Origin of the sequence: Streptomyces sp. NPDC048182, assembly GCF_043202555.1 — a bacterium.
Classification (GTDB): Bacteria; Actinomycetota; Actinomycetes; order Streptomycetales; family Streptomycetaceae; genus Streptomyces.
In genome coordinates this window covers 151890-178096 of the sequence record NZ_JBIDAQ010000003.1, presented here as the reverse complement: position 1 = coordinate 178096, position 26207 = coordinate 151890, and the positions used below count along the sequence as shown (strand labels likewise).

Genomic DNA, 26207 nt, shown 5'->3' with positions numbered 1-26207 from the left:
CGAGGAAGACATTACACGGTCGCCCGCCCAACGCCCAAATCCGATTCGCCGCCCTTGCCCGGCGGGCCGCGCCCGGTACGACTATTGCGCTCCTGCACGCCATGGACCCGTCACCGCCCTAGGCTCGACTCACTCTGCGTGATCTTGCGTCCCCCCTGCGCAGTCCCGAGCCCGGAGGAGTGCGATGCCCGACAGCCAGCCGCAGCCGCCCCACTCCCCCACCCCGTCGGGCGCGGCCGGATCCGGCGCCCTGCTGCTGTCCGGGGCGCGGCTCACCGACGGCCGGACCGTGGACGTACGGCTGCACGGCGGGCGCATCGAGGCGGTCGGCACGGCCGGCAGCCTGACCCCGCCGGCCGGCCGCGTCGACCTGCTCGACCTCACCGGCCACCTCCTACTGCCCGCCCCGGCCGAACCGCACGTCCACGGCGACACGGCCCTCACCGCCGACCTGACGGGCCCGGTCTCCTACGCGTCGGCGGACGTCCAGCGCCGGATCACCGAGGCCGCCCTGCTCCAGCTCGGGCACGGGGCGACCGCGGTGCGGGCCCATGTGCGGGTGGGCGACGTGGCGGGCCTCGACGCGCTGCGGGCCGTACTGCGGGCGCGGCGGTCGCTGCGCGGGCTCGTCGAGCTGACGGCCGTGGCGATGCCGCGGATGCTCACCGGGGTGGCGGGGGCGGACGGGCTCGCGGTGCTGCGGGAGGCGGTGAAGATGGGCGCGGACGTGGTGGGCGGCTGCCCCGACCTCGACCCCGACCCGGCCGGGTACGCGGAGGCGGTCCTGGAGGTCGCCGCCGAGCACGGCTGCCCCGTAGACCTGCACACGGACGCCGCCGACCCGGCCCGGCTGACCCGCCTCGCGGCGATGGCGGCCGGGCTGCGCCCCGGGGTGACGCTGGGGCCCTGCGACGGCCTGGGCCGGCTGCCGGCCGAGGCGGCCTCCCGGCTCGCGGAGCGGCTCGCGGCGGCCGGGGTGGTCGTGGTGTGCCTGCCGCAGGGCGGCTGCGAGGGCCCCGACGAGGGCATGGCCCCGGTCCGGCTGCTGCGGGCGGCCGGGGTGCGGGTGGCGGCCGGGAGCGGCGCGCTCCGGGACGTCGCGCGGCCGGTCGGGCGCGGCGACCCGCTGGAGGCGGCGTACCAGCTCGCCGCGCGGCACGGGCTGCGCCCGGAGGACGCCTACGACGCGGTGAGCGCGGCGGCGCGGGCGGCGCTCGGCCTGCCCGAGGTGCGGGTGGAGGCGGGCTTCCCGGCCGAACTCCTCGCGGTGCGCGGCGACCGCCTCGCCGGCGCGCTGTCCCTGGCGTACAGCCGGATCGTGGTCCACCGCGGCCGGGTGGTGGCGCGGACCAGCGCGGTACGGGAGTACGGCGACGCGATCGGCGCCCCCGACCTGGGGCTGCCGCGGCAGGGGCGGGGGGAGGGCGGGGAGCGCCTGCCCTGACCGGGGGCTTTTCGGTGCCATGCCCCGGGTCACGGTTCGTCCACCGTGCGGCGGAGTCCGTGCCGGGCGGCGCGGACGCACGAAGACCGTACCGACCCCCGCGCCCCGGGCCGAAGTCGCGGGGCGCGTGCCTCTGCCGGGGCGTACGGTCGGAGACATGCGCATTGTCATCGCTGGTGAACATGGTCAGATCGCGCTGCGGCTCGAGCGGCTGCTCGCCGGGCGCGGGGACGAGGTGGCGGGTCTCATCCGCAAGCCCGAGCAGGCCGACGACCTGCGGGAGGCCGGCGCGGAACCGGTCGTGCTCGACCTGGAGTCGGCGTCGGTCGAGGAGGTCGCGGAGCGGCTGCGGGGCGCGGACGCGGCGGTCTTCGCGGCGGGCGCGGGGCCCGGCAGCGGCGTGGCCCGCAAGGACACCGTGGACAAGGCGGCGGCGGTGCTCTTCGCCGACGCGGCGGTGCGGGCGGGTGTACGGCGCTTCGTCATCGTGTCGTCCATGGCGGCCGACCCGGAGCACCCGGGGGACGAGATCTTCGACGTCTACCTGCGCGCCAAGGGCGAGGCGGACGCGTACGTGCGCTCCCAGCGGGGCCTGGACTGGACGATCCTGCGCCCGGGCCAGTTGACGGACGACGCGGGCACGGGCCAGGTCCGCCTGGAGGCCCGCACGGGCCGGGGCCCGATTCCCCGCGACGACGTCGCCGCCGTCCTCGCCGACCTCCTCGACACCCCGGCGACGGCGGGCCTCACCCTGGAACTGATCGGCGGCTCGACCCCGGTGCCGGTGGCGGTGAAGTCGGTCGCGGGCAACTGAGCCTGCGGGGCGGCGCGTTCAGAACAGCGGCAGTTGCCCGGGGAACTCGGGCACGACATAGCCGTCCAGCCCGGGCTGCACCGCCGCCCCGACCGGCGCCGCCCGCCGCGACCCGGGGCACGACACCAACTCCCCGCTCCCCCGCGCCCCGGCCGGATCATGCCGCGCGAACCGCCCGGCGACGACGGCGATCTCACGACGGCACTCGGGACAGAGACGGCGGCGGGAGGTTGAGGACATGGGTCAAGTCTGCCCGTGCGGACTGACACGGGGCCTCGGCACCCCGCCGCTCGGTGTCTCACCGCCGCTTCTTGCCGGACCGGCGCTTGCTCTTGTTCGGCTTGCGGCTCGTCAGTTTCTGGGCCTCGTGCGTCTTGCCCATGGCGGCCAGCAGGGTCGCGAGACTCCTCGTCGCTTCCACGGTCTCCGGGTGCGTCCTGCCCAGGACGCGGATGCGGCGGGCCCGAAGATCGCCGAGCACCTCGACCGCCTCCAAGTACTCATGGCGCGCATAGAGGATGGAGGTGAGGAGGGCGGCGGAGTTGAGTGTGAGCGGATGGTCGCCGCCCAGAATCAGTCGGCGCTTGGCGAGGACCTCCTTCTGCAGGCGGCAAGCCTCCGCTTCCTCACCCTGGGAATGCAGGATGTTGGCCAGGCCGTGGGCAGAGCTGAGCGTGTCGGGGTGATTTTCGCCCATGAGCCACTTGCGCCGAGCGAGACTGTCCTCCGCCATCCGACGCGCCTCTGCCGTCTCCCCCAGACGGTACAGCGTCTGGGAGAGGTTGCCCACGGCGGTGAGGGTGTTGGGGTGGTTCTCGCCCAGAACGCGCCGGCATCGACGGACATTCTCCTTCTCCATGCTCAGCGCCTCCTCGTACTCCTCCAGGGCGTACAAGGCACCGGCAAGACTGCTGGAGGCGGAGATCGTGTCGGGGTGTTCCTCACCCAGAATGCGCAGACGACGGGCGAGGAGGTCCTCGGCCATCGGGCGGAGACCCGTGTGCTCCCCCGCGACAAGCATGGTGTTGATGAGGTCACTGGCTGACTCGAGGGTGTCGGGATGATCCTCGCCCAGGATCTGGCGTCGCCGGGCGAGAACGTCCGTCCCCCTCCGGCGGGCCTCCGCGTACTCCCCCGCATCGCGCAGGTAGCCGGCGAAGTTGCCGGCGGAGCGCAACGTCTCCGGATGGCCCTCGCCGAGTACCCGTTGGCGTCTGGCGAGGACGTCCTCCCCCCTGCGGCGAGCCTCCTCGTACCTCCCGAGGTAGGACAGCGTGGTGGCGACGTCGTGCGCGGAGGAGAGGGTGTCGAGGTGGTCCTCGCCGAGGATGCGGCGGCGACGAGCGTAGGTGTCTTCGACCAGAGGGCGCGCCGCGACGTGGTCGCCGCGATCGATGCTGGCGTGCCCCAGAAACTGCGCGCAGGTGAGGGTGTCGGGGTGATCGGGCCCCAGATCGGCGGTCCACGTCTCGTACAACGTTGTGCCGAGGCTGTGGGCGGCGCCCGGCAGTCCCCTCCGGATCAGGAAGTGGACCGTCTCGGAAAGCGTCGGGCGGAGTGCGGAGCGGCCTGTGACCCCGGTGATGACGTGAGGGGCGGTCAAGTGGGCGGTGAGCGTGGCCCACGCCGGCCAGTCGGCCGGTGACTGCGGGTCTCCGGGGCTGACAGCCGCGAGTACGGCGGTCACGTCGTCGCGGATCGACTCGACCGCGTCCGGACCTGTCTGGGCCCGTAGGACCGCCTGGGTCAGACGGTGGATCTGGAAGACGTTGACGTCCGTGCGAGCCAGTCCGAAGCGGCTCAGGGGCTGCAGGGCGCTGCGGAGCCACATCGGGTCGTCGGGGTCGCCCGGGATGCCGGCCAGGTGGGGGCGGGACGCCTCCAGCCAGGCGGTGGGTATGGGTTCGGGGCCGAGGAACGCCCCGAGGCGGAGCAGCGCGGTGGCGTCGCGGTGGCCGTCGTCCAAGAGGCGCGTCACGGCGATGTCGACCGTGGCGGCTAGCGACACGGGGTAGTCACGCACGTCGCTCTCCCGCAGGAGGCGTGCGGTGTTGGTGGTCAGGAGCCGGCGGTAGTGGTCGAGGCTCATTCCGCCGCTGAGGACTCCGGCGGCCTGGGCCAGTGCGAGGGGCAGGTCGCCGAGATCCTGCGCGAGGAGGTCGGCCTGCTCGGCCGTGATACCCGGGCTGCGGGTCTGGAGGTACGCCAGCGAGTCGGCCCGGGTGAACACGTCCAGACCGCTGCGGTGGGCGATCCCGCGCCAGTCGGGGTCGCGCGAGGTGATGAGCACGTGTCCGGGCCCGTCGGGAAGCCATGGCTCGATATGATCGGGTTGTTCGGCGTTGTCCAGGATCAGCAGCCAACGATGCCGCGCGAGTAGGGCCTGGAGCAGGGCGCGGGCGTTGGCCTCGGTTCCGGCGTCGGCCTTGGCGATGCCCAGGTGCTCGGCGAGTCCGGCGTAGCTGACAGGCAATCGGTCGGCCTGCTCGGCGTCGACCCACCAGACGACGTCGTACTGGCTCGCGAAGCGGTGGGCGTACTCCAGCGCGATCTGGGTCTTCCCAATGCCGCCCATGCCGTGCAGCGCCTGCACCACGGCCTGGTGCCCGCGGAGCAGGCCGCTGCGCAGCCGGGCCAGCTCCGTCTCGCGGCCGGAGAAGTCCGGGTTACGGCGTCGGACGTTCCAGACCTGGGGCAGGGTCGCACCGTCGGGCAGTCGGGGACGTTGCGGATCCGCTTCCGTGTCCGCGTCGGCCGGGGCGGCACCGGGGAAGGCGACCGGGCCCGTGGGGGGAACCGGCCCGTGGACGGCCTCCAGCAGTCGGGCGACGGCGGCCGTCTCGTCCAGCCCGTGCATTTCGGCGCGAAGCCTGCCGGCCAGGAGGTCCGGGACGTCGTCGTCGGCCAGCGGCTCGATCACGATCGGGACGAGCCGTCCCCGCGTGGCCACGACGGCCGACCACTCCTCCTGCGTCCATCGCCCGGCGGCGAAGTAGTTCTCGGAGAACAGGGCCAGCACCCCGTCGGCCCGGGCGAGGGCCTGGCTCATCTTCTGGACGAAGTCGTCCCCCGTGCGCCAGTCCCACCGGTCGAGCTCGACCTGATGGCCGGCCTGCTTGAGCTGCCAGCCCACCCACTCCGCCCAGACCCCGTCCGGGCCCGCGTAGCTGATGAAGAACCGCTGCCTGGTGTCGGGCACCGTCGACCCCCAACTCCGCCGGATGATGGTCATGTGGACCAGGTGCCATGATCTCGCGAACGGCCGGGAGGGGTGAGGAGAACGCCGGAAGGGGACGCCCGGCACCACGGATCAGCCGTCGCCGCGCCCTGCCTGCATGCGCCGGATGAACGCGGCCCCCCACCCAGTGCCACCGAGGCCCATGACAAAGGGCCTGTGACCTGCTGTTGCAGCAGGTCACAGGCCCTTTGTTCCCGTGTGGCGGCGCCAGGATTCGAACCTGGGAAGGCTGAGCCGGCAGATTTACAGTCTGCTCCCTTTGGCCGCTCGGGCACACCGCCGGGGGGTGTTGGTCGGGGGCGCCGTCTTGCGGTGGTGCTCCCTGGCAACGACGTAAACAATACCTGATGCCGAGGGGTGCTCCGCCACCGGATTGATCGCGGGTCCGGGGTCGGCGGGGTGGCTAGGCTGGGGCGCCGACACGCCTCTACACGCAAGGAGCCACAGGACATGGCCGACTCCAGTTTCGACATCGTCTCGAAGGTCGAGCGGCAGGAGGTCGACAACGCCCTCAACCAGGCCGCCAAGGAGATCTCCCAGCGCTACGACTTCAAGGGCGTGGGCGCCTCGATCGCGTGGTCCGGGGAGAAGATCCTCATGCAGGCCGACTCCGAGGACCGGGTGACCGCCGTCCTCGACGTCTTCCAGTCCAAGCTGATCAAGCGCGGCATCTCCCTGAAGGCGCTGGACGCCGGTGAGCCGCAGCTGTCCGGCAAGGAGTACAAGATCTTCGCGTCGATCGAGGAGGGCATCTCCCAGGACAACGCGAAGAAGGTCGCCAAGCTCATCCGCGACGAGGGCCCGAAGGGCGTGAAGGCGCAGGTGCAGGGCGACGAGCTGCGGGTCAGCTCCAAGAGCCGGGACGACCTCCAGGCCGTGATCTCGCTGCTCAAGGGGCAGGACTTCGAGTTCGCGCTGCAGTTCGTCAACTACCGCTGAGCCGGGAGGGCGGTGGCCCGGGGCGGCGCGGTCCCGGGCCCTACCAGCGCGGCTGGGCCGTGGGGCCCGTCGCCGTGAAGGGTTCGTCCGAGCGGACGATCTCGCGGCCCAGCGGGAGCAGCGAGACGGGGATCAGCTTGAAGTTGGCGATGCCCAGCGGGATGCCGATGATCGTGACGCACAGCGCGATGCCGGTGACGATGTGGCCGAGCGCGAGCCACCAGCCGGCCAGCACCAGCCACAGCACGTTGCCGACGCAGGAGGGCGCGCCCGCGCCCCGGCGCTCGACGGTGGTGTACCCGAAGGGCCACAGGGCGTAGACGGCTATCCGGAACGCGGCGATGCCGAACGGGATGCCGATGATCGTGATGCACAGCAGCGCGCCGGCGGCAAGGTAGGCGAGGAACAGCCAGAAGCCGCTCAGGACGAGCCAGATCAGGTTCAGGATGGTCTTCACTGCTGTCGACCTGCCATCTCTTCGAGCCGGGCGATTCGCTCCGCCATCGGCGGGTGGGTGGAGAACATCTTCGACAGGCCCTGACCGGGACGGAACGGGTTCGCGATCATCATGTGGCTGGCCGTCTCGATCCGGGGCTCGGGCGGCAGCGGCAGCTGCTTGGTGCCGGCGTCGAGCTTGCGCAGGGCACCGGCCAGCGCGATCGGGTCGCCGGTGAGCTGGGCGCCGGAGGCGTCCGCCTCGTACTCCCGGGAGCGGCTGATCGCCAGCTGGATGACCGTGGCGGCGAGCGGGCCCAGGAGCATGATCATCACCATGCCGACCAGGCCGGGGCCGTCGTCGTCGTCCGACCTGCCGATGGGGATCAGCCACGCGAAGTTGACCAGGAACATGATCACGGAGGCGAGGGCGCCGGCCACCGAGGAGATGAGGATGTCGCGGTTGTAGACATGGCTCAGCTCATGGCCGATGACGCCGCGCAGCTCGCGCTCGTCGAGCAGGCGCAGGATGCCCTCGGTGCAGCACACCGCCGCGTTGCGCGGATTGCGGCCGGTCGCGAAGGCGTTCGGCGCCTCCGTCGGGGAGATGTAGAGGCGGGGCATGGGCTGGCGGGCCTGGGTGGAGAGGTCCCGGACCATGCGATAGAGCGCCGGGGCCTCGAACTCGCTGACCGGGCGGGCACGCATCGCCCGCAGGGCGAGCTTGTCGCTGTTCCAGTACGCGTACGCGTTCGTGCCCAGGGCGACGAGGACGGCGACGACGAGACCCGCTCGGCCGAAGAGGCTGCCGATGACGATGATGAGCGCGGACAGCCCTCCGAGGAGGACTGCCGTCTTGAGTCCGTTGTGCCGGCGGTGCACGGTGCGCCCTCCCAGTGGTGCCGCAGGGAACCCCTCGTGTGTGTCCTGCTGTGTCGAGTCCAGTGGACCCTTCCGTACTGGTCAACGCCAGGCGGAGGTTCCGGGTTCCCCGGCGTGACCGGCCGCACGCATCGGCCGTCCGGGTGAGCGGGCCGCTCAGAACAGCGCGGTGTCCGCGAGGCGCAGGATCAGCTGGGGGGCGCCGGACAGGGCGACGGCGAGGACGGCGGTCGCGGTGAGGGCGAGGGTGAGGGGGGCCGGGACGCGGTGCCGGGCCCGCACTCCGTCGGGGGCGTCCGGGGCGCGGAAGAGCAGCGCCGTCCAGCGGAGGTAGTAGTACAGCGCGATGACCACATTGACGGCCATGACCACGGCCAGCCAGCCGAGCCCGGCGTCGACCGCCGCGGAGAACACCGTGACCTTGGCGAACAGGCCGATGACGCCCGGCGGCAGGCCGGCGAGGCAGAGCAGGAAGAACGCCAGGAGCAGCGCGAGCAGCGGGTTCGCGGCGTGGAGGCCGCGGTAGTCCGCGATCCGGTTGCGGGCGTGGGCGCGGCCCACCAGGGCGGCCACCGCGAAGGCGCCCAGGTTCACGGCGGCGTACATCAGGGCGTAGGCCAGGGTGGCGCCGACGGAGGCCCCGGGGTCGTCGGCGTACGCGGCCGACGCGATCGGCACCAGGAGGTAGCCGGCCTGGCCGACGGAGGACCAGGCGAGCAGCCGTACCGCGCTGTACGCGCGCGTGGCGCGCTGCCGCAGGGCGCCGACATTGCCGGCGGTCATGGTGAGCGCGGCCAGCGCCGCGAGTGCCGGGCCCCAGACGTCGGCGTACGAGGGCAGCGCGACGACGGTGACGAGGATCAGGCCGGAGAAGCCGACCGCCTTGCCGACGACGGACAGGTACGCGGCGATGGGCAGCGGCGCGCCGACGTAGGTGTCCGGCACCCAGAAGTGGAAGGGCACGGCGGCCGTCTTGAAGGCGAAGCCGACCAGGGTGAGGACGACGCCGGTCTGGGTGAGGGTGGTGAGCTGCCCGTCGACGTGCTGGACGCGGTCGGCGATCTCGGTGAGGTACAGGGAGCCGGTGGCGGCGTAGACGAAGCTGACGCCCATCAGGGTGACCGCGGTGGCGGTGACCGAGGAGAGGAAGAACTTCAGGGCCGCCTCGGCGGAGCGCCGGTCGCCGTGGCGGAGGCCCACCAGGGCGAACGCGGGCAGCGAGGCGACCTCCAGGGCGACGACGAGGGTGGCGAGGTCGCGGGAGGCGGGCAGCAGGGCGGCGCCGGCCGCGGAGGAGAGCAGCAGGAACCAGTACTCGCCCTCGGGGAGCCTCTTGTCGGCGTCCTTCAGGGCGGTGACCGACAGCAGGGCGGCGAGCAGGGCGCCGCCCAGGACGAGCAGCTGCACGGTGAGGGTGAAGGTGTCCGCGGTGTAGCTGCACGCGCGCGTGGTGCCCTGCCGGCAGAAGGTCGAGCGGTCGTCGCCCAGGAGGGGCAGCAGGAGGAGCGCGGCGGCGGCGAGTCCGGCGACCGAGAGCCGGCCGAGCAGCGGCTTGCGGGCCTCGGGCAGGAACAGGTCGGCGACGAGGACGGCCAGCGCGACGAGCGCCGTGAGGGTGGGCGGGGCGACGGCGAGCCAGTCGACGGACTGGACGAGGCTCGCGGCTGCCTGCTGGGCCAGGGGGCTCATCGGGTGCCTCCGGAGAGGAGCTGCTGCACGGCCGGGTCGGTCAGCCCGAGGAGGACCTTGGGCCACAGCCCGGCCAGGACGGTGAGGGCGACGAGCGGCGTCCACGCGGCGAACTCGACGCGGTGCACGTCGGGCAGCCGGGGCGCGTCCTGCGGGGTGGCGCCCATGCAGACCCGGCGGACCACGACGAGCAGGTACGCGGCGGTCAGCAGCGTGCCGAGGCCGGCGATGGCCATGAAGGTGAGGAAGGCGGGGCGGCTGAGGCCCGCGCCGGGGTCGAACGCGCCGAACATCGCCAGCATCTCGCCCCAGAACCCGGCCAGGCCCGGCAGCCCCAGCGAGGCCACCGCGGCGAAGGCAAGGAGTCCGCCGAGCCGCGGCGCCCGGCCGTACAGCGCGGCCCCGGTCTCCTCGGCGAGGGTGTCGAGGTCGGTGCTGCCGGTGCGCTCCTTCAGGGCGCCGACCAGGAAGAAGAGCAGGCCGGTGATGAGGCCGTGGGCGACGTTGGCGAACAGGGCGCCGTTCACGCCGGTCGGGGTCATGGTGGCGATGCCGAGCAGGACGAAGCCCATGTGGCCGACGGAGGAGTAGGCGATGAGCCGCTTCAGGTCGCCCTTGGCGCCGCGCCTGGCCAGGGCCAGGCAGGCCAGCGAGCCGTAGACGATCCCGACGACCGCGAAGGCGGCGAGGTACGGCGCGAAGGTGCGCAGGCCGTCCGGGGCCACCGGCAGCAGGATCCGGACGAAACCGTACGTGCCCATCTTCAGCAGCACGCCCGCGAGCAGCACCGAGCCGACGGTCGGCGCGGCGGTGTGGGCGTCGGGCAGCCAGCTGTGCAGCGGCCACATCGGCGTCTTGACCGCGAGCCCGATCCCGATCGCCAATACGGCGATGACCTGCACGGATGTGCTCAGCGACCGGCCGTTGTCAGTGGCGAGTGCCACCATGTCGAAGGTGCCGGCCCTGAGTCCGATCAGGAGCAGGCCGAGCAGCATGACGACCGAGCCGAGCAGCGTGTACAGGATGAACTTCCACGCCGCCCGGGCCCGGTCGGCACCGCCCCAGCGGGCGATGAGGAAGTACATCGGGATGAGGACGGTCTCGAAGGCGAGGAAGAACAGGATCAGGTCGAGGACGGCGAAGGTCGCGAGGGTGCCGGACTCCAGGACGAGCAGCAGCGCGACGAAGCCCTTCGGGGACGGGCCCGCGGGCGGCTTGGCGTACGAGTAGAGCGCGCAGAGGAAGGTCAGCAGCGCGGTCAGGACGAGGAGCGGAAGGGAGATGCCGTCGATGCCGAGGTGGATGCGCACGTGGAGTGCGGGGATCCAGCTGATGTCCGTGCTGGCCTGCATCTTCGACGGGTGGTCGTGGTCGAAGCCCAGGGCCAGGACCAGGGCCGCCAGGAGGACCGCGCCGGTCACGGTGACGCCGTGCCGGAGCACGGCCTGCCCGGGTGACTTCCCCTTCAGCCCGGGCGGGGCCGGCAGCAGCGCGGCGGCGGCGCCGAGGAGCGGGCCGACGACGACGAACGCCAGAAGGACCTGCATCACGGACTCGTTGATATCGATCACGCCTGCTCACGCTCCCGTGGCGACGAGGACGGCGGCCACCGCGAGGACGACGGTGCCGGCGAGCAGCGCGCTCACATAGGTCTGCACATTGCCGGTCTGCGCGCGGCGCACGGCCGCCCCGAGCCACCGGGGCAGGGCGCCCGCCCCGCGCACGTAGGTGTCGACGACCTCGCGGTCCAGGAACCGGACGAGACGCGCGCCGGCCTGCACCGGCCGGACGAACAGGGCCGTGTACACCGCGTCCAGGTGGAAGCCGACCGCGGCGTGCCGGTGCAGCGGGCCGAGCAGGAGCCGGCCGGGATCGGCGGGGTCGGGGGCGTAGGCCACGTTGCCGTAGGCGGGGGCGTGGGTGGCGATGGCCTCGGCCTCCACCTGGCCGGCGTCGGCGTCCGGGTGGGCGGCGACCGCGCCCAGCGGGACGCGGGCGGCGAGCGCGGTGGTGTGCCGCCAGGCCGCGTAGGCGACGATGCCGCCGGTCAGCGCCACGCCGGTGCCGAGTACGGAGGTGGTGAGGGCCGGAGTGAGGTCCTGGCCGTCGAACCAGTCGGGCAGCACGCGGAAGGCGAGTCCGCCGAGGGCGAGCGAGGGGAGGGCGAGCACCCAGAGCACCAGGGTCATGGAGAGCGGCTGCCGGCCGTGGTCGGGGGCCTCGGTGCCCCGGCCCCGGAAGGCGAGCAGCCACAGCCGCGTCGCGTACGCGGCGGTCAGCAGGGCCGTGACCAGGCCGGCGACCAGCACGGTCCAGCCCGCGGCGGCGGGGGCGTGCGCGGTGTGCCCGGTGGCCACGTGCTCGGCGGCGCCGAGGACGGACTCCTTGGAGAAGAAGCCGCTGAAGGGCGGGATCGCGGCGAGCGCGAGCAGCGCCACGGTCATCGTCCAGTAGGCGTCCGGCACGCGGGCGCGCAGGTCGCGCAGGCGGGACATGGCGGCCAGCGAGTTGGTGCCGGCGGCGTGGATGACCGCGCCGGCGGCGAGGAACAGCAGCGCCTTGAAGGCGCCGTGGGTGAGGAGGTGGAAGACGGCGGCGCCGCGGTCGCCGGCGGCCAGGGCGCCGGTCATGTAGCCGAGCTGGCCGATGGTCGAGTAGGCGAGGACGCGTTTGATGTCGTCCTGGGCGAGCGCGGCGAGCGCCGAGCCGGTCATGGTGATCGCGGCCATGACGGCGAGGACGGTCATCGCGGCCCGGGACGCCTCGAAGAGCGGGAGGAGGCGGGCGACGAAGTAGACGCCGGCGGCGACCATCGTCGCGGCGTGGATCAGCGCGGAGACGGGCGTGGGGCCCGCCATCGCGTCGGGCAGCCAGGTGTGCAGCGGGAACTGCGCCGACTTGCCCGCCACGCCGGCCAGGAGCAGCAGGGCGATCACCGTGGGGTGGTCGAGGGAGCCGCTCGCGACGGCGCCGAGGATCCGCGTGATCCGGAAGGAGCCGGCGTCGGTGGCGAGCGCGAACAGGCCGATCAGGAAGGGGACGTCGCCGAGCTTGGTCACCAGGAACGCCTTCAGCGAGGCGGCGCGCGCCTCGGGGGTCTCCCAGTAGTGGCCGACCAGGAAGTACGAGCAGATGCCCATGACCTCCCAGCCGACCAGCAGCACCATCAGGTCGCCGGAGTAGACGACGAGCAGCATCGCGGAGGTGAAGAGGGAGACGAGGGCGGCGTAGGAGGGGTAGCGCGGGTCGTCGCGCAGGTAGCCGATGGAGTAGATCTGCACGCAGGCGGCGACGCAGCCGACCAGGACGGCGACGAGGGCGGCGAAGCCGTCGATGTGCAGGGCCAGTTCGACGGGGACGGACCCGGTGGGGGTCAGTTCGGTGGCGGCGTCGACGGCCCGGCCGCCGCCCTGCCGGGCCGCGACCAGCGCGGCGAGCGCGAGGGCGGCCAGCGTGGGCAGGACGGCCAGCGGGCGGACGAAGCCGGGGGCCGCGCGGCCGAGCAGCAGGCCGGCGGCGGCGCCGAGGAACGGGAGGAGGGGGACGAGGGCGGCGAGGGTGGTCGTGGTCACGCGGTGGCCTCGTTCTTCTCGTCCGCCGGGTCCGGCTCGGGGCGCTCGGCCGTGGCGCGGAGGCGGTCGATGTCGGCGGTGCCGTGGGTGCGGTGGACGGCGAGCACGATGGCCAGGCCGATGCCGATCTCGGCGGCGGCGATGGCGATGGTGAACAGGGTGAGGGCCTGCCCCGAGTGCAGGGTGTCCTCGGCCGCGCGGCTCAGCCAGGTGTCGAAGGCGACGAGGTTGAGGTTGACGGCGTTGAGCATCAGCTCGACCGACATCAGGACCAGGATCGCGTTGCGGCGGGCGAGGACGCCGTAGAGGCCGGTGCAGAAGAGGAGGGCGGCGAGGACGGCGGGATAGGCGAGGTGCATCAGCGGACACCGGCCTTGTCGGCCCGGGCCTGGGCCCTGTCGGCCTCGGCACCGTCGGATGCGGCCTTGTGCTTGCGGGAGAGGACGATCGCGCCGACCAGGGCGGCCAGGAGGAGGACGGAGAGGGCCTCGAAGGGGAGGACCCAGTGCCGGAAGAGGCTCTCGCCGGTGGCGCGGGTGGAGCCGGCGGCGGGGCCGTCCAGGTCGATCCAGGTGGTGCGGAAGGCGTCGGTGACCACCCACACCAGGGTCGCCGCGGCGGCCACGGCCACGGCGAGGGCGGCCCAGCGGTTGCCGGAGTCGGCGTCCGGGGAGCGGCCGATGGGGGCCCTGGTGAGCATCAGGCCGAACAGGAGGAGGACGACGACGGCACCGACGTAGATGAGGACCTGCACCCAGGCGATGAACTCGGCGGTGAGCAGGAGGTACTCGACGGCGAGGCCGCCGAGGGCGACGACCAGCCACAGGGCGGCGTGCACCAGCTGGCGGGTGGTGACGGTGACGACGGCCGCGGCGAGGGTGACCAGGCCGACCAGGAGGAAGGCGATCTCGACGCCGGACGGGGAGAGGAAGCCCCGGCCGTGGGTCGCGGCGGTCGCTGCTGCTGCGAGGGTCATGCGGGGGCGTCCCCCTCGTGCTCGGCCTGCTGCTGGGCGGCCAGCTTGTCGGCGGTCTTGCGGGCGGCGGCGAGTTCCTTGGGCTCCTCTGCGGCGGGGTCGAGGGCGGGCGGGGCCGGGACCGTCCACATCCAGTCGCGGAGCTTGTCGCGCTCGTGGGTGAGGTCGCGGATGTCGGTCTCGGCGTACTCGAACTCCGGGGACCAGAACAGCGCGTCGAAGGGGCAGACCTCGATGCAGATGCCGCAGTACATGCAGAGGGAGAAGTCGATGGCGAAGCGGTCGAGGACGTTGCGGCTGCGCTCGCGGCCACCGGGGGCGGCAGCCGGGACCGTCTCCTTGTGGGAGTCGATGTAGATGCACCAGTCGGGGCATTCGCGGGCGCAGAGCATGCAGACCGTGCAGTTCTCCTCGAACAGGCCGATCACGCCGCGGGTGCGGGGCGGGAGGTCGGGCTGGGTGTCGGGGTACTGCTCGGTGACGGTCTTCCTCGTCATCGTGCGCAGGGTGACGGCCAGGCCCTTGGCCAGGCCGCTGCCGGGGAGGGGGGCCATGGTTACGCGGTCACCACCTTGACGACGCCGGTGAGGGCGATCTGGGCCAGGGAGAGGGGGACGAGGAGCGTCCAGGACAGCTTCTGGAGCTGGTCCTCGCGCAGCCGCGGGTAGGTCACGCGCAGCCAGATCACGAGGAAGGCGAGGAGGGCGGTCTTCAGCAGGGTCCAGAGCCAGCCGAGGCCGTCGGCGCCCCAGGGGCCGTGCCAGCCGCCGAGGAAGAGGACGGTGGTGAGGCCGCACAGGACGACGATGCCGGCGTACTCGGCGAGCAGGAACAGGGCGAAGCGGAGGCCGGTGTACTCGGTGTACGCGCCGAAGATGATCTCGGAGTCGGCGACCGGCATGTCGAAGGGGGGCCGCTGGAGTTCGGCGAGCCCGGCGACGAAGAAGACGACCGCGCCGACGAGCTGCCAGGGCAGCCACCACCAGTGGAACGCGCCGAGGATACCGGTCAGGGACACCGTGCCGGCCGCCATGGCGACGGAGGCGGCGGTGAGCAGCATCGGGAGTTCGTAGGCGAGGAGCTGGGCGGCGGTGCGCAGGCCGCCGAGGAGGGAGAACTTGTTGGCGGAGGCCCAGCCGGCCATCAGCGACCCGAGTACGCCGACGCCCATCACGGCGAGGACGAAGAAGACGCCCGCGTCGACGGCCTGCCCGACCGCGCCCTCGCCGGGGCCGATCGGGATGGCGAGCAGGACGAGGAGGTAGGGCAGGAGGGCGACGGCGGGGGCCAGCTGGAAGACGCGGCGGTCGGCGTCGGCCGGGACCACGTCCTCCTTCTGCGCGAACTTCACGCCGTCCGCGACGAGTTGGGCCCAGCCGTGGAAGCCGCCGGCGTACATCGGGCCGAGGCGGCCCTGCATGTGGGCCATGACCTTGTGCTCGGTCTGGCCGACGAGCAGGGGGAGGACGAGGAAGGCGACGAAGACGGCCAGGAGGCGCAGGGTGACGTCGAGCGCGTCGTTCACCGCAGGCCTCCCTGTCCGGGGGTGGGGTCGATCTCGTCGGGGTCGGCGGGTGGCGTGCCGGTGTCGTCGGGCGGCGTGCCCGTGTCGTCGGGGGCCGGTTCGCGCCGCGGGGCGGGCTTCGGCTCCGCCGGCGTCTCTTCCTCGAAGGCCGGGCGGGCGTGGTGCCACGGAGCGTCCGGGCTGCGCGGGGGCGCGGGCGGCTCCGCCGGGGGCGCGGGCGGCTCCGCCGAGGACGCGGCAGGCGGGGGCGTCTCGTCGCCGTCGGGGGTGTCGGCTGCGGCCGGACGCTGCGAGGCCGAGCCCTGGCTCGCGGTGCGCGAACGGCGGGACGGCGAGGGAGCCGGGCGCTGAGAGGCGGGGCCCTCGCCGGCGGTGCGGGAAGGGCGGGGCGGCGAGGAGCCCTCCTGCTGCGAGGCGGAGCCGTCACTCGCGCTGCGCGCCCGGCGCGGAGCCGGGGAGGCCGGGGGCTCCGAGGCCGACGGGGGTACGGCGGCCGGCGGGGGCGTCTGGCTGGCCGAGCCCTGTGACGCCGCGCGCGCCCGACGGGGGGCCGGGGAGGCCGGGGCCTGCGAGGACTCCGGAGTTGCCGGGGCCGTCGGGGGCGTCTGGCTGGCCGAGCCCTGTGACGCCGTGCGCGACCGGCGCGGAGACGGAGAAGCCGGGGTTTCCGGAGAGGCCGGGGTCGGCTGGCCGGCGGAGCCCTCCGCTGCCGTACGCGTGCGGCGGGCCGGGCGTTCGCCCGCCGTGCGGGTCGGGCGGGCCGGGGCGGGAGGAAGCTGGCCCTTGAGGGGGCCCCACTCGTTGGGGTCGGGGACGCCGGGGGGCAGCATCTGGCGGCGTCGGGGGCCGCCGTGCTCCGACTCGCCCGGTTCCTTGGCGCCGGGCCACGCCTTGGCGACCCGGGCGGCGAGGACGAAGTCCTTGCGCAGGGGGTGCCCCTCGAAGGACTCGGGCAGGAGCAGGTGGTCGAGGCCGGGGTGGTCGGTGAAGTCGACGCCGAACATCTCGTGCGTCTCGCGCTCGTGCCAGGCCGCCCCCGCGTACACGCCGACGGCGCTGGGCAGGGCCGGGGCCTCGTGCGGCACGGTCGTGCGCAGCAGCAGCCGGCGTACCGGCGCGAGGGCGGCGACGTGCGCGGCGACGCGGAAGCCGGTGCCCGGCTCGTCCACCGCGCTCAGCCAGTCGAAGTAGGCGCAGCCCAGCCGGTCGCGGGCCGCCTCCAGGGCGGCGAGCCAGGCGGCCGGGGGGACGTCCACGGTGAGGAGGTCGTACGCCTCCTCGGCCGTGGCCCCGGCGCCGAACAGGTCCTCGGGGTCGGCGGGCAGCCAGCCGGCGGCGGTCATCGCGCGTCCCCGGACACCGGACCGGCCGGCGGGCGTACGAGGCCGCTCTGCAGCGCCGCCGCCGACGGGCGGGCCGGCTCCCCGTACCGCTCGCCCAGCGACTCGTGCGCGATCTTCTCCTGGAGCTTGAGGATGCCCTGGAGCAGCGCCTCGGGGCGCGGCGGGCAACCCGGCACGTAGACGTCGACGGGGATGATCTGGTCGACGCCCTTGGTGACGGAGTAGGAGTCCCAGTAGGGGCCGCCGCAGTTGGAGCAGGCGCCGAAGGAGATGACGTACTTCGGCTCGGGCATCTGCTCGTACAGCCGCCGCACGGCCGGCGCCATCTTGTCGGTGACCGTGCCGGACACCACCATCAGGTCGGCCTGGCGGGGGCCCGGCGCGAACGGGATGACGCCGAGCCGGATGAAGTCGTGGCGGGCCATCGACGCGGCGATGAACTCGATCGCGCAGCAGGCGAGGCCGAAGTTGAAGACCCAGAGCGAGTAGCGGCGGCCCCAGTTGAGGACGACCTTCATCGGCTCGGGGGCGAGGCGGGCGAGCGCGCCCAGCCGCTTCGGCTCCGGCAGCGGCACCGGCTCGGACACGGGCACGGGCACGGACTCGGGGTTCACGTCCATGACAGGACGCCCTTCTTGTATGCGTACAGCAGGCCGACGGCCAGGAAGCCGAGGAAGACGAACATCTCCACCAGCGTCGTGGCGCCGTAGCCGGGGTCGGCGTAGACCGTGGCCCAGGGGAAGAGGAAGACCGAGTCGACGGCGAAGACGACGTAGAGGAAGGCGTAGACGTAGTAGCGGACCTGGGTGTGCGCCCAGCCCTCGCCGACGGGGTCGACGCCGCATTCGTAGGTCAGGAGCTTCTCGGGCGTGGGGACGACGGGCCGCAGCAGGCGTCCCGCGCCGAAGGCGACGGCGACGAAGAGCACGCCGACCACGGCGAGCAGGCCGACGACCGAGTAGGACGGGAAGTAGTCCGCCGCGAGGTCCACGGTCACCTCATTCCTTGTCCTGTTCGACGCTTCCGTACACCACATTCGTACGCACGCGAGTCTAGGGCCTCATAAAGGACCGGTAAGCAGCCCGTCGCCCTTCGGACGGCCACCGGCGCAGGGTCATCACGGGGTGGGGTTTTCCTCAGTTCCGTTCCGGCGGCCCACCTCATGGCGCCGCGCCGCGCCGCGCGGCACGCTGACCCCTATGACACGACCCCTCTCCACCTCGGCCACCGGCACCCCGGACGGCGACGACGACCGCCCGCCGGCGCCGCGGTTCGCCTACGACCGGCACACCTGGAAGGAGATCGCCCACCTGCTGGCGAACCTCCCGGTGGCCGTGGTCGGCTTCGCCTACGCGGTCACGATGATCTGCGCCGGTGCCGGGCTGACCGTCACGGTGGTCGGACTGCCGCTGCTGGCGGGCGGTCTCGCCGGGTCGCGGCTGCTCGGCCGGTTCGAGCGGGCGCGGGCCCGGGCGCTGCTCGGGGTGCGGGTGGACGAGCCGAGCCGGCTGCCGCTGCGCGAGGGCGACGGGTTCCTGAAGTGGATGTGGACGGCGCTGAAGGACCCGGTGGGGTGGCGCGCGGTCCTCTACGACCTGATCCGGCTGCCCTGGGGGATCGCCACCTTCACCGTCACGCTGGCGGGGCTGTTCGTGCTGTGGCCGGTGCTGCCGTTCGTCGCGCGCGGGCTGACCAACGTCGACCGGGCGCTGGTGCGCGGGCTGCTGTGCCCCTCGGACGAGCTGGAGCGGCGGATCGCCGAACTGGAGTCGGACCGCGGGGTCGTGGTCGACACCGCCGCGGCCGACCTGCGGCGCATCGAGCGCGACCTGCACGACGGGGCGCAGGCCCGGCTGGTCAACCTGGCGATGGGGCTCGGCCTGGCCAAGGAGAAGCTGCTCGAGGACCCGGACGCGGCGGCGGCGATGGTGGACGAGGCGCACGGCGAGGTGAAGCTGGCGCTCCAGGAGCTGCGCGACCTGGCCCGCGGGATCCATCCGGCCGTGCTGACCGACCGCGGCCTGGACGCCGCGCTCTCCTCGGTCGCCTCGCGCTGCACCGTGCCGGTGAAGGTGACGGTCGACCTGGTGGCGCGGCCGGCCGCGGCCATCGAGGGCATCGCCTACTTCACCGTCTCGGAGCTGCTCCAGAACGTCAGCAAGCACAGCGCGGCGCGGTCGGCGTCGGTGGAGGTGTGGCGGTCGGACGACCGGCTGCTCATCCAGGTCGGGGACGACGGTCGCGGGGGCGCCCGGCTGGACGGGGGCTCGGGCATGCGGGGGCTCGCCGACCGGCTGAGCGCCGTGGACGGGTTGTTCGTCGTGGACTCCCCCGAGGGCGGGCCGACGACGGTCACGGCGGAACTGCCGTGGCGCGACCGCGATGCCATGACGGACGCCGGGCGGCCCGCTTAGCCGCGGACTCGGGGGTGGGGGTGGGGTAAACCCCCCGCCCGAGACGCCGATGGGCTCCATGGCCCGCGCACCCCCGTTCGGGGAGGCTGAAGTCACCGAAGCGACCAGAGGAAGAGGGACGGCAGCGATGGCCACGAATTACGGACAGAGCTACGGGTTCGGCGGCGACACCGACGCCCGCCCGCACCGGCTCCCCGCCGCCCTGCGGGCCCCCTTCGAGGGCCGCGCCTGGCGCGAGCTGACGTACGTCCTGCTCGGCCTCCCCGTCGGCATCGCCCTCTTCACGTACGCGGTCACGATGGTGTCCCTCGGCGCGGGCCTCCTGGTGACCTTCCTCGGCGTCCCCGTCCTGGCCGGCGCGCTGGCCGGCTGCCGGGCGGTCGGGGCGGTGGAGCGGACCCGCGCCCGCGCCCTGCTGGGCCTCGACGTGGCCGCCCCGGAGCCGCTGCGGGCCCGCAAGGCGGGCGCGATGGGCTGGATCGGCGCCGTGCTGAAGAGCGGCGCGTCCTGGCGGGCGCTGCTGTACGCCGTGGTGCAGTTCCCCTGGTCGGTGTTCTCCTTCGTCGTCGGGCTCACCTTCTTCACCACCGGCTGGTCGATGCTGACGTACCCGCTGTGGTTCTGGGTCTTCCCGGCCTACGCCGGCCAGGACGGCATCCAGCTCTACGGCGACGAGACGCACCACGTCTACCTGGACAACCCCTTCGAGATCACCCTGACCGCGCTGATCGGGCTGCTGATCACCCTGGTGACGCCGTGGATCGTGCGGGCGCTGACGACGGTGGACCGGCTGATGGTGCACGGGCTGCTCGGCCCGTCGCGGCTGGCGACCCGGGTGGTGGAGCTGGAGTCGGACCGCGGGGTCGTGGTCGACACCGCCGCGGCCGACCTGCGCCGCATCGAGCGCGACCTGCACGACGGGGCGCAGGCCCGGCTGGTCAACCTGGCCATGGACCTCGGGCTGGCCAAGGAGAAGCTCCTGGAGGACCCCGAGGCGGCGGCCCGCATGGTGGACGAGGCGCACGGCGAGGTGAAGACGGCCCTGCAGGAGCTGCGCGACCTGGCCCGCGGCATCCACCCCGCCGTACTGACCGACCGCGGTCTGGACGCCGCGCTCTCCTCGGTCGCCTCGCGCTGCGCCGTGCCGGTGCGGGTGGAGGTGGACCTCGTCGAGCGGCCGGCCTCGGCCATCGAGGGCATCGCCTACTTCACCGTCTCGGAGCTGCTGCAGAACGTCAGCAAGCACGCCCGGGCCTCGTCGGCGACGGTCGACGTGTGGCGGTCGGCGGACCGGCTGCTGCTCCAGGTCGTGGACGACGGGGTCGGCGGCGCGGACACCACGGCCGGTTCGGGACTGGCCGGCCTCGCGGAACGGCTGGACGCGGTGGACGGCGTCCTCGTGGTGGACTCGCCGGCCGGCGGGCCCACCCGGATCACCGCGGAACTGCCCTGGCGGGCCGGCGCGACCCGCTGACCCGACCCCCACCAGCAGCGGGGCCCCACTCCCCCCGGGGCCCCGCTCCGCACGCCCCGCCCACCCCCGGCGGGAATTGCTGGGATGCTTGACCGGCCGGCCCGCATGGGCGGGCAGCGTCGCGTCAGCGCCAGGGGGGCCGAGGATCGTGGTCGTGGAGGACAGGGTGCGGGTGGTCATCGCCGAGGACTCGGTGCTGCTCAGGGAGGGGCTGACGCGGTTGCTGACCGACCGCGGGCACGACGTCGTGGCCGGCGTCGGCGACGGCGACGCCCTGGTGGAGACGATCGCCGAGCTGGACGGGCGGGGCGAGCTGCCGGACGTGGTCGTGGCGGACGTACGGATGCCGCCGACCCACACCGACGAGGGCGTACGGGCCTCGATCGCGCTGCGCAAGGCCCACCCGGGCCTCGGCGTGCTGGTGCTGTCGCAGTACGTGGAGGAGCGGTACGCCACCGAGCTGCTGGCCGGTTCCAGCCGGGGCGTCGGCTATCTGCTCAAGGACCGGGTCGCCGAGGTGCGCGAGTTCGTGGACGCGGTGGTGCGGGTGGCGCGGGGCGGCACGGCCCTCGACCCCGAGGTGGTCGCGCAGCTGCTCGGCCGCAGCCGCAAGCAGGACGTGCTGGCCGGGCTGACGCCGCGCGAGCGCGAGGTGCTCGGGCTGATGGCGGAGGGCCGGACCAACTCGGCCGTCGCCCGGCAGCTGGTGGTCAGCGACGGGGCGGTGGAGAAGCACGTCAGCAACATCTTCCTGAAGCTGGGGCTGTCGCCCAGCGACGGCGACCACCGGCGGGTGCTCGCCGTGCTCACGTACCTGAACTCCTGAGCGCGCCGACGCCGACCTCGGCGTCCAGCGAATGTCCACAGAAAGTCAACCCTCCCGGACGTAGGGTTGATGAGGGACGGTCGAGGGAGACCGTGTCCCGGACAGCCGCCTCTAAGGGAGGGCCAGTTCAGTGACCAGCCAGGTCAGCAGCCCAGCGGAGCAGGCCGACGGAGCGGAAGAGCCCGTCGTGGGAGCGCAGCGCGAACCGGTGGGCGCGAAGGACGTCCGCCGGCTGGACCGGGTCATCATCAGGTTCGCCGGGGACTCCGGTGACGGTATGCAGCTCACCGGCGACCGTTTCACCTCGGAGACCGCGTCCTTCGGCAACGACCTGTCCACCCTGCCCAACTTTCCCGCCGAGATCCGGGCGCCCGCCGGCACCCTGCCGGGCGTCTCGTCGTTCCAGCTGCACTTCGCCGACCACGACATCCTCACCCCCGGCGACGCCCCGGACGTGCTGGTCGCGATGAACCCGGCGGCGCTGAAGGCGAACGTCGCCGACCTGCCGCGCGGGGCGGAGATCATCGTCAACACCGACGAGTTCACCCGGCGGGCGATGCAGAAGGTCGGGTACGAGGTCTCGCCCCTGGAGGACGGCTCGCTCGACGGCTACCGCCTGCACCCGGTGCCGCTGACCACGCTGACCGTGGAGGCGCTCAAGGACTTCGACCTCACCCGCAAGGAGGCCGAGCGCAGCAAGAACATGTTCGCGCTCGGGCTGCTGAGCTGGATGTACCACCGGCCGACCGAGGGCACCGAGAAGTTCCTGACCACCAAGTTCGCCAAGAAGCCGCACATCGCCGCGGCCAACATCGCCGCCTACCGGGCGGGCTGGAACTTCGGCGAGACGACCGAGGACTTCGCCGTCTCCTACGAGGTCGCGCCGGCCGCCCGGGCCTTCCCGCCCGGCGTCTACCGCAACATCTCCGGCAACCTGGCCCTCGCCTACGGCCTGATCGCCGCCTCGCGCCAGGCGGACCTGCCGCTCTTCCTCGGCTCCTACCCGATCACCCCCGCCTCCGACATCCTGCACGAGCTGTCCAAGCACAAGAACTTCGGCGTGCGCACCTTCCAGGCGGAGGACGAGATCGCCGGCATCGGCGCGGCGCTCGGCGCGGCCTTCGGCGGCTCGCTCGCGGTGACGACCACCTCGGGGCCGGGGGTGGCGCTGAAGTCCGAGACGATCGGGCTGGCGGTCTCCCTGGAGCTGCCGCTGCTGGTCGTGGACATCCAGCGCGGCGGCCCCTCCACCGGCCTGCCGACCAAGACCGAGCAGGCGGACCTCCTCCAGGCCATGTACGGCCGCAACGGCGAGGCGCCGGTCCCGGTCGTGGCCCCGCGCACGCCGGCCGACTGCTTCGACGCCGCCCTGGAGGCGGCCCGCATCGCCCTGGCCTACCGCACCCCGGTCTTCCTGCTCTCCGACGGCTACCTGGCCAACGGCAGCGAGCCGTGGCGGGTTCCCGAGGTCGAGGAACTGCCGGACATCCCGGTGCGGTTCGCGCAGGCGCCCAACCACACCCTGGCGGACGGCACCGAGGTCTTCTGGCCGTACAAGCGCGACCCGCACACCCTGGCCCGCCCCTGGGCGGTGCCGGGCACGCCGGGCCTGGAGCACCGCATCGGCGGCATCGAGAAGCAGGACGGCACCGGCAACATCTCCTACGACCCGGCCAACCACGACCTCATGGTCCGCACCCGCCAGGCCAAGATCGACGGCATCGAGGTCCCCGACATCGCGGTCGACGACCCGGACGGCGCCCGCACCCTGGTCCTGGGCTGGGGCTCCACCTACGGCCCGATCACGGCCGCCGTGCGGCGGGTGCGCAAGGAGGGCGGGCACATCGCCCAGGCCCACCTGCGTCACCTCAACCCCTTCCCGGGCAATCTGGGCGAGATCCTCGCCGGCTACGAGCGCGTGGTGGTGCCCGAGATGAACCTCGGCCAGCTCGCCACCCTGATCCGGGCGCGGTACCTGGTCGACGCCCACTCCTACAACCAGGTCAACGGGATGCCGTTCAAGGCGGAGCAGCTCGCCACGGCGCTGAAGGAGGCCATCGATGACTGACCCCGGCACGCTGCTCCAGCTGGTCCCCAAGGCCGAGGCCAAGCAGTCGGTGAAGGACTTCAAGTCCGATCAGGAGGTGCGCTGGTGCCCCGGCTGCGGGGACTACGCGATCCTGGCCGCCGTGCAGGGCTTCATGCCGGAGCTGGGCCTGGCGAAGGAGAACATCGTCTTCGTCTCCGGCATCGGCTGCTCCTCCCGCTTCCCGTACTACATGAACACCTACGGGATGCACTCCATCCACGGCCGCGCCCCCGCCATCGCCACCGGCCTCGCCGCCTCCCGCCGCGACCTGTCCGTCTGGGTCGTCACCGGCGACGGCGACGCCCTCTCCATCGGCGGCAACCACCTGATCCACGCCCTGCGCCGCAACGTCAACCTCAAGATCCTCCTCTTCAACAACCGGATCTACGGGCTGACCAAGGGCCAGTACTCCCCCACCTCCGAGCTGGGCAAGATCACCAAGTCGACGCCGATGGGCTCGCTGGACGCGCCCTTCAACCCGGTCTCGCTGGCGATCGGCGCGGAAGCCTCGTTCGTCGCCAGGACCGTCGACTCCGACCGCAAACACCTCACCGAGGTGCTGCGCCAGGCCGCCGACCACCCCGGCACGGCACTGGTGGAGATCTACCAGAACTGCAACATCTACAACGACGGCGCCTTCGACGCCCTCAAGGACCGGCAGCGCGCCGAGGAGGCGGTGATCCGCCTGGAGCACGGGCAGCCGATCCGCTTCGGCGCCGACGGGGCGAAGGGCGTGGTCCGCGACCGGGCCACCGGCGATCTCCGCGTCGTCGAGGTCACCGACGGCAACGAGGCCGACGTCCTGGTCCACGACGCCCACGCCACCTCGCCGACCACCGCCTTCGCGCTGTCCCGCCTCGCCGACCCCGACACCCTGCACCACACCCCGATCGGGGTGCTGCGCTCGGTGCGGCGGCCGGTCTACGACACGCTGATGGCCGACCAGCTCGACGCGGCGGTGGACCGCGACGGCAAGGGCGACCTGGCGGCGCTGCTCGCGGGCGGGGACACCTGGACGGTGGTCGGCTGAGCGGCCGGCGGCGGAGCGGGTTCGTCAGGCCCGGGCGGTCCTCTCCGCCCGGGCCTCGTCGTATGCCCGGCGGGCCTGCTCCACCTGCGGCAGCCGCTCGTCGGTCCAGCCGGCCAGGGTGCGCACCTGCTCCGCCGCCTCGCGGCCGAGGTCGGTCAGGGAGTAGTCGACGCGGGGCGGGATGACCGGCTTGGCGTCGCGGTGGACGAAGCCGTCGCGCTCCAGGGTCTGGAGGGTCTGGGTGAGCATCTTCTCGCTGACCGAGCGCCCCACCCAGCCGACGGCCCGGCGCAGCTCGCTGAAGCGGTAGGAGCGGTCGAGGAGGGCGATCAGGACGAGAGTGCCCCAGCGGCTGGTGACGTGCTCCAGGACGAGGCGGTGGGGGCACATCGCCTCGCCGGCGCCTGCGGGGATGGTTACGGTCATGCCCGTACCTTACTTCAAAGTGGGTACTTTCGTTTGGTTAGTGCAGCTCCTAGGGTGAGTGACACAGACCGATCGACACGCACCCCACCCCAGGAGCAAGCAAGTCATGAGCATCATCGTCACCGGAGCCACCGGACAGCTCGGCCGCCACGTCGTCGCGCAGCTGCTGGAGAAGGTGCCGGCCGACCAGGTCACCGCGGTGGTCCGCGACGGCGCCAAGGCCGAGGACCTCGCCGCGCGCGGCGTACGGATCGCGGTCGCCGACTACAACACCCCCGAGACCTTCGACGGCCTGTTCGCGGCCGGCGACCGGGTGCTGCTGATCTCCGGCAACCAGGTCACCGAGGACCGCGTCCAGCAGCACAAGGTGGTGATCGACCGCGCCGCCGCGGCCGGCGTCGCCCTGCTCGCCTACACCAGCGCCCCGGACAGCCTGACCGCCGCGCTCGCCGACGACCACAAGGCCACCGAGAAGGTGCTGGTCGGCGCCGGAGTGCCCTACGTGCTGCTGCGCAACGGCTGGTACCACGAGAACTACACCGAGCAGCTCGCCCCGGTCCTGGAGCACGGCGCGGTCCTCCAGGCGGCCGGCGAGGGCCGGGTCTCCTCCGCCTCGCGCGCCGACTACGCGGCCGCCGCCGTCGCCGTGCTGACCGGCGAGGGCCACGAGAACCAGGCGTACGAGCTGGGCGGCGACGTGGCCTGGGGCTTCGCCGAGTACGCCGCCGAGCTGAGCCGGCAGACCGGCAAGGAGATCGTCTACCGGCCGGTCTCCGTCGAGGAGTACGCCGCCGTCCTGACGGGCGCCGGGCTGCCCGCGCCGCTCGTCGAGATTCTGGCCGGCGTGGAGACGGCGATCGAGGCGGGCCAGCTGGAGGTGACCAGCGGCGACCTGTCCCGCCTGACCGGCCGCCCGACCACCCCGCTGGCGGACGCGGTCGCCGCCGCGCTCAAGGGCTGACGGCGCCTCGCGGCCCTCGTGAGGCTGTGGCCTTCCCCGCGCCGCCCCGCTTGTCATGACCGTATGGCGATACAGGCATGACAGGCGGGGCGGTGCGGCGCTACCTTCTGGGCGGCGCGCCTCCATGCCG

Annotated in this window: 24 protein-coding genes and 1 tRNA gene; 9 read left to right on the top strand and 16 right to left on the bottom strand. The window is 73.1% G+C overall.

Annotated elements, in window-relative coordinates:
* The first annotated feature begins 184 nt into the window (after window positions 1-184).
* On the top strand, window positions 185-1444 hold the full coding sequence (locus ACGFZL_RS06825) for a hydrolase (protein WP_393689918.1): 1260 nt from the start codon (window positions 185-187) through the stop codon (window positions 1442-1444).
* A gap of 157 nt (window positions 1445-1601) precedes the next feature.
* Window positions 1602-2258 (top strand): SDR family oxidoreductase, encoded by a 657-nt coding sequence (locus tag ACGFZL_RS06820; RefSeq protein ID WP_393689916.1) that lies wholly within the window; start codon window positions 1602-1604, stop codon window positions 2256-2258.
* A gap of 18 nt (window positions 2259-2276) precedes the next feature.
* On the opposite strand, the gene ACGFZL_RS06815 is transcribed toward ACGFZL_RS06820, so the two are convergent.
* From ACGFZL_RS06815 to ACGFZL_RS06805, 3 genes are all read right to left on the bottom strand, one after another.
* Window positions 2277-2498 (bottom strand): hypothetical protein, encoded by a 222-nt coding sequence (locus ACGFZL_RS06815; protein WP_355167529.1) that lies wholly within the window; start codon window positions 2496-2498, stop codon window positions 2277-2279.
* 58 nt (window positions 2499-2556) lie between these two features.
* On the bottom strand, window positions 2557-5490 hold the full coding sequence (fxsT, locus tag ACGFZL_RS06810) for an FxSxx-COOH system tetratricopeptide repeat protein (protein ID WP_407078447.1): 2934 nt from the start codon (window positions 5488-5490) through the stop codon (window positions 2557-2559).
* 205 nt (window positions 5491-5695) lie between these two features.
* A tRNA-Tyr gene (locus ACGFZL_RS06805) sits at window positions 5696-5777 on the bottom strand.
* A gap of 169 nt (window positions 5778-5946) precedes the next feature.
* Between ACGFZL_RS06805 and ACGFZL_RS06800 the strand changes: the two genes are divergently transcribed.
* On the top strand, window positions 5947-6435 hold the full coding sequence (locus tag ACGFZL_RS06800; protein ID WP_355167513.1) for a YajQ family cyclic di-GMP-binding protein: 489 nt from the start codon (window positions 5947-5949) through the stop codon (window positions 6433-6435).
* Between the two features lie 40 nt (window positions 6436-6475).
* Here the strand turns inward: ACGFZL_RS06800 and ACGFZL_RS06795 are convergent, their stop codons facing one another.
* The 12 genes from ACGFZL_RS06795 to ACGFZL_RS06740 all read right to left on the bottom strand — a co-directional run bounded on the left by ACGFZL_RS06795 (window position 6476) and on the right by ACGFZL_RS06740 (window position 17854).
* Complete coding sequence (locus ACGFZL_RS06795) at window positions 6476-6892, bottom strand: YccF domain-containing protein (RefSeq protein WP_393689913.1); 417 nt, start codon at window positions 6890-6892, stop codon at window positions 6476-6478.
* Window positions 6889-7752 (bottom strand): zinc metalloprotease HtpX, encoded by an 864-nt coding sequence (htpX, locus tag ACGFZL_RS06790; RefSeq protein WP_355167509.1) that lies wholly within the window; start codon window positions 7750-7752, stop codon window positions 6889-6891. Before htpX ends, ACGFZL_RS06795 begins: the two co-directional genes overlap by 4 nt.
* A 156-nt stretch (window positions 7753-7908) precedes the next feature.
* On the bottom strand, window positions 7909-9441 hold the full coding sequence (locus ACGFZL_RS06785; RefSeq protein WP_393689910.1) for an NADH-quinone oxidoreductase subunit N: 1533 nt from the start codon (window positions 9439-9441) through the stop codon (window positions 7909-7911).
* Window positions 9438-11012: a NuoM family protein gene (locus ACGFZL_RS06780; RefSeq protein WP_393689908.1), complete on the bottom strand. Its 1575-nt coding sequence runs from the start codon at window positions 11010-11012 to the stop codon at window positions 9438-9440. Before ACGFZL_RS06780 ends, ACGFZL_RS06785 begins: the two co-directional genes overlap by 4 nt.
* 6 nt (window positions 11013-11018) lie before the next feature.
* The gene (locus tag ACGFZL_RS06775; protein WP_393689906.1) at window positions 11019-13013 is read right to left on the bottom strand and encodes an NADH-quinone oxidoreductase subunit L; all 1995 of its coding nucleotides are present in this window, start codon (window positions 13011-13013) and stop codon (window positions 11019-11021) included.
* On the bottom strand, window positions 13010-13372 hold the full coding sequence (gene nuoK, locus ACGFZL_RS06770) for an NADH-quinone oxidoreductase subunit NuoK (RefSeq protein WP_355167501.1): 363 nt from the start codon (window positions 13370-13372) through the stop codon (window positions 13010-13012). The genes ACGFZL_RS06775 and nuoK overlap by 4 nt, the downstream gene beginning before the upstream one ends.
* Entirely contained in the window at window positions 13372-13989 is a 618-nt protein-coding gene (locus ACGFZL_RS06765) for an NADH-quinone oxidoreductase subunit J (protein ID WP_393689903.1), read from the bottom strand. The genes nuoK and ACGFZL_RS06765 overlap by 1 nt, the downstream gene beginning before the upstream one ends.
* Window positions 13986-14543 carry a NuoI/complex I 23 kDa subunit family protein gene (locus ACGFZL_RS06760; RefSeq protein WP_393689901.1) on the bottom strand — a complete coding sequence of 186 codons (558 nt, stop codon included), beginning with the start codon at window positions 14541-14543 and terminating at the stop codon, window positions 13986-13988. Before ACGFZL_RS06760 ends, ACGFZL_RS06765 begins: the two co-directional genes overlap by 4 nt.
* A 2-nt stretch (window positions 14544-14545) precedes the next feature.
* On the bottom strand, window positions 14546-15514 hold the full coding sequence (locus ACGFZL_RS06755; protein ID WP_393689898.1) for an NADH-quinone oxidoreductase subunit H: 969 nt from the start codon (window positions 15512-15514) through the stop codon (window positions 14546-14548).
* Window positions 15511-16857, bottom strand: a complete 1347-nt coding sequence (locus tag ACGFZL_RS06750; RefSeq protein WP_393689896.1) for an NADH-quinone oxidoreductase subunit C — start codon at window positions 16855-16857, stop codon at window positions 15511-15513. The genes ACGFZL_RS06755 and ACGFZL_RS06750 overlap by 4 nt, the downstream gene beginning before the upstream one ends.
* Entirely contained in the window at window positions 16854-17477 is a 624-nt protein-coding gene (locus ACGFZL_RS06745) for an NADH-quinone oxidoreductase subunit B (RefSeq protein ID WP_393689894.1), read from the bottom strand. The genes ACGFZL_RS06750 and ACGFZL_RS06745 overlap by 4 nt, the downstream gene beginning before the upstream one ends.
* On the bottom strand, window positions 17468-17854 hold the full coding sequence (locus ACGFZL_RS06740) for an NADH-quinone oxidoreductase subunit A (RefSeq protein WP_355167489.1): 387 nt from the start codon (window positions 17852-17854) through the stop codon (window positions 17468-17470). The genes ACGFZL_RS06745 and ACGFZL_RS06740 overlap by 10 nt, the downstream gene beginning before the upstream one ends.
* A gap of 202 nt (window positions 17855-18056) precedes the next feature.
* Between ACGFZL_RS06740 and ACGFZL_RS06735 the strand changes: the two genes are divergently transcribed.
* From ACGFZL_RS06735 to ACGFZL_RS06715, 5 genes are all read left to right on the top strand, one after another.
* Window positions 18057-19271 carry a sensor domain-containing protein gene (locus tag ACGFZL_RS06735; protein WP_355167487.1) on the top strand — a complete coding sequence of 405 codons (1215 nt, stop codon included), beginning with the start codon at window positions 18057-18059 and terminating at the stop codon, window positions 19269-19271.
* Window positions 19272-19398: 127 nt separating this feature from the next.
* The gene (locus ACGFZL_RS06730) at window positions 19399-20745 is read left to right on the top strand and encodes a sensor histidine kinase (protein WP_393689891.1); all 1347 of its coding nucleotides are present in this window, start codon (window positions 19399-19401) and stop codon (window positions 20743-20745) included.
* Between the two features lie 166 nt (window positions 20746-20911).
* On the top strand, window positions 20912-21571 hold the full coding sequence (locus ACGFZL_RS06725) for a LuxR C-terminal-related transcriptional regulator (RefSeq protein ID WP_393690188.1): 660 nt from the start codon (window positions 20912-20914) through the stop codon (window positions 21569-21571).
* A 130-nt stretch (window positions 21572-21701) separates the two neighbouring features.
* Entirely contained in the window at window positions 21702-23639 is a 1938-nt protein-coding gene (locus ACGFZL_RS06720; RefSeq protein ID WP_393689889.1) for a 2-oxoacid:acceptor oxidoreductase subunit alpha, read from the top strand.
* On the top strand, window positions 23632-24690 hold the full coding sequence (locus ACGFZL_RS06715) for a 2-oxoacid:ferredoxin oxidoreductase subunit beta (protein WP_393689887.1): 1059 nt from the start codon (window positions 23632-23634) through the stop codon (window positions 24688-24690). Before ACGFZL_RS06720 ends, ACGFZL_RS06715 begins: the two co-directional genes overlap by 8 nt.
* 24 nt (window positions 24691-24714) lie before the next feature.
* Here the strand turns inward: ACGFZL_RS06715 and ACGFZL_RS06710 are convergent, their stop codons facing one another.
* On the bottom strand, window positions 24715-25116 hold the full coding sequence (locus ACGFZL_RS06710; protein WP_393689885.1) for a winged helix-turn-helix transcriptional regulator: 402 nt from the start codon (window positions 25114-25116) through the stop codon (window positions 24715-24717).
* Between the two features lie 106 nt (window positions 25117-25222).
* Between ACGFZL_RS06710 and ACGFZL_RS06705 the strand changes: the two genes are divergently transcribed.
* Complete coding sequence (locus ACGFZL_RS06705; RefSeq protein ID WP_393689883.1) at window positions 25223-26077, top strand: SDR family oxidoreductase; 855 nt, start codon at window positions 25223-25225, stop codon at window positions 26075-26077.
* Window positions 26078-26207: the final 130 nt, after the last annotated feature.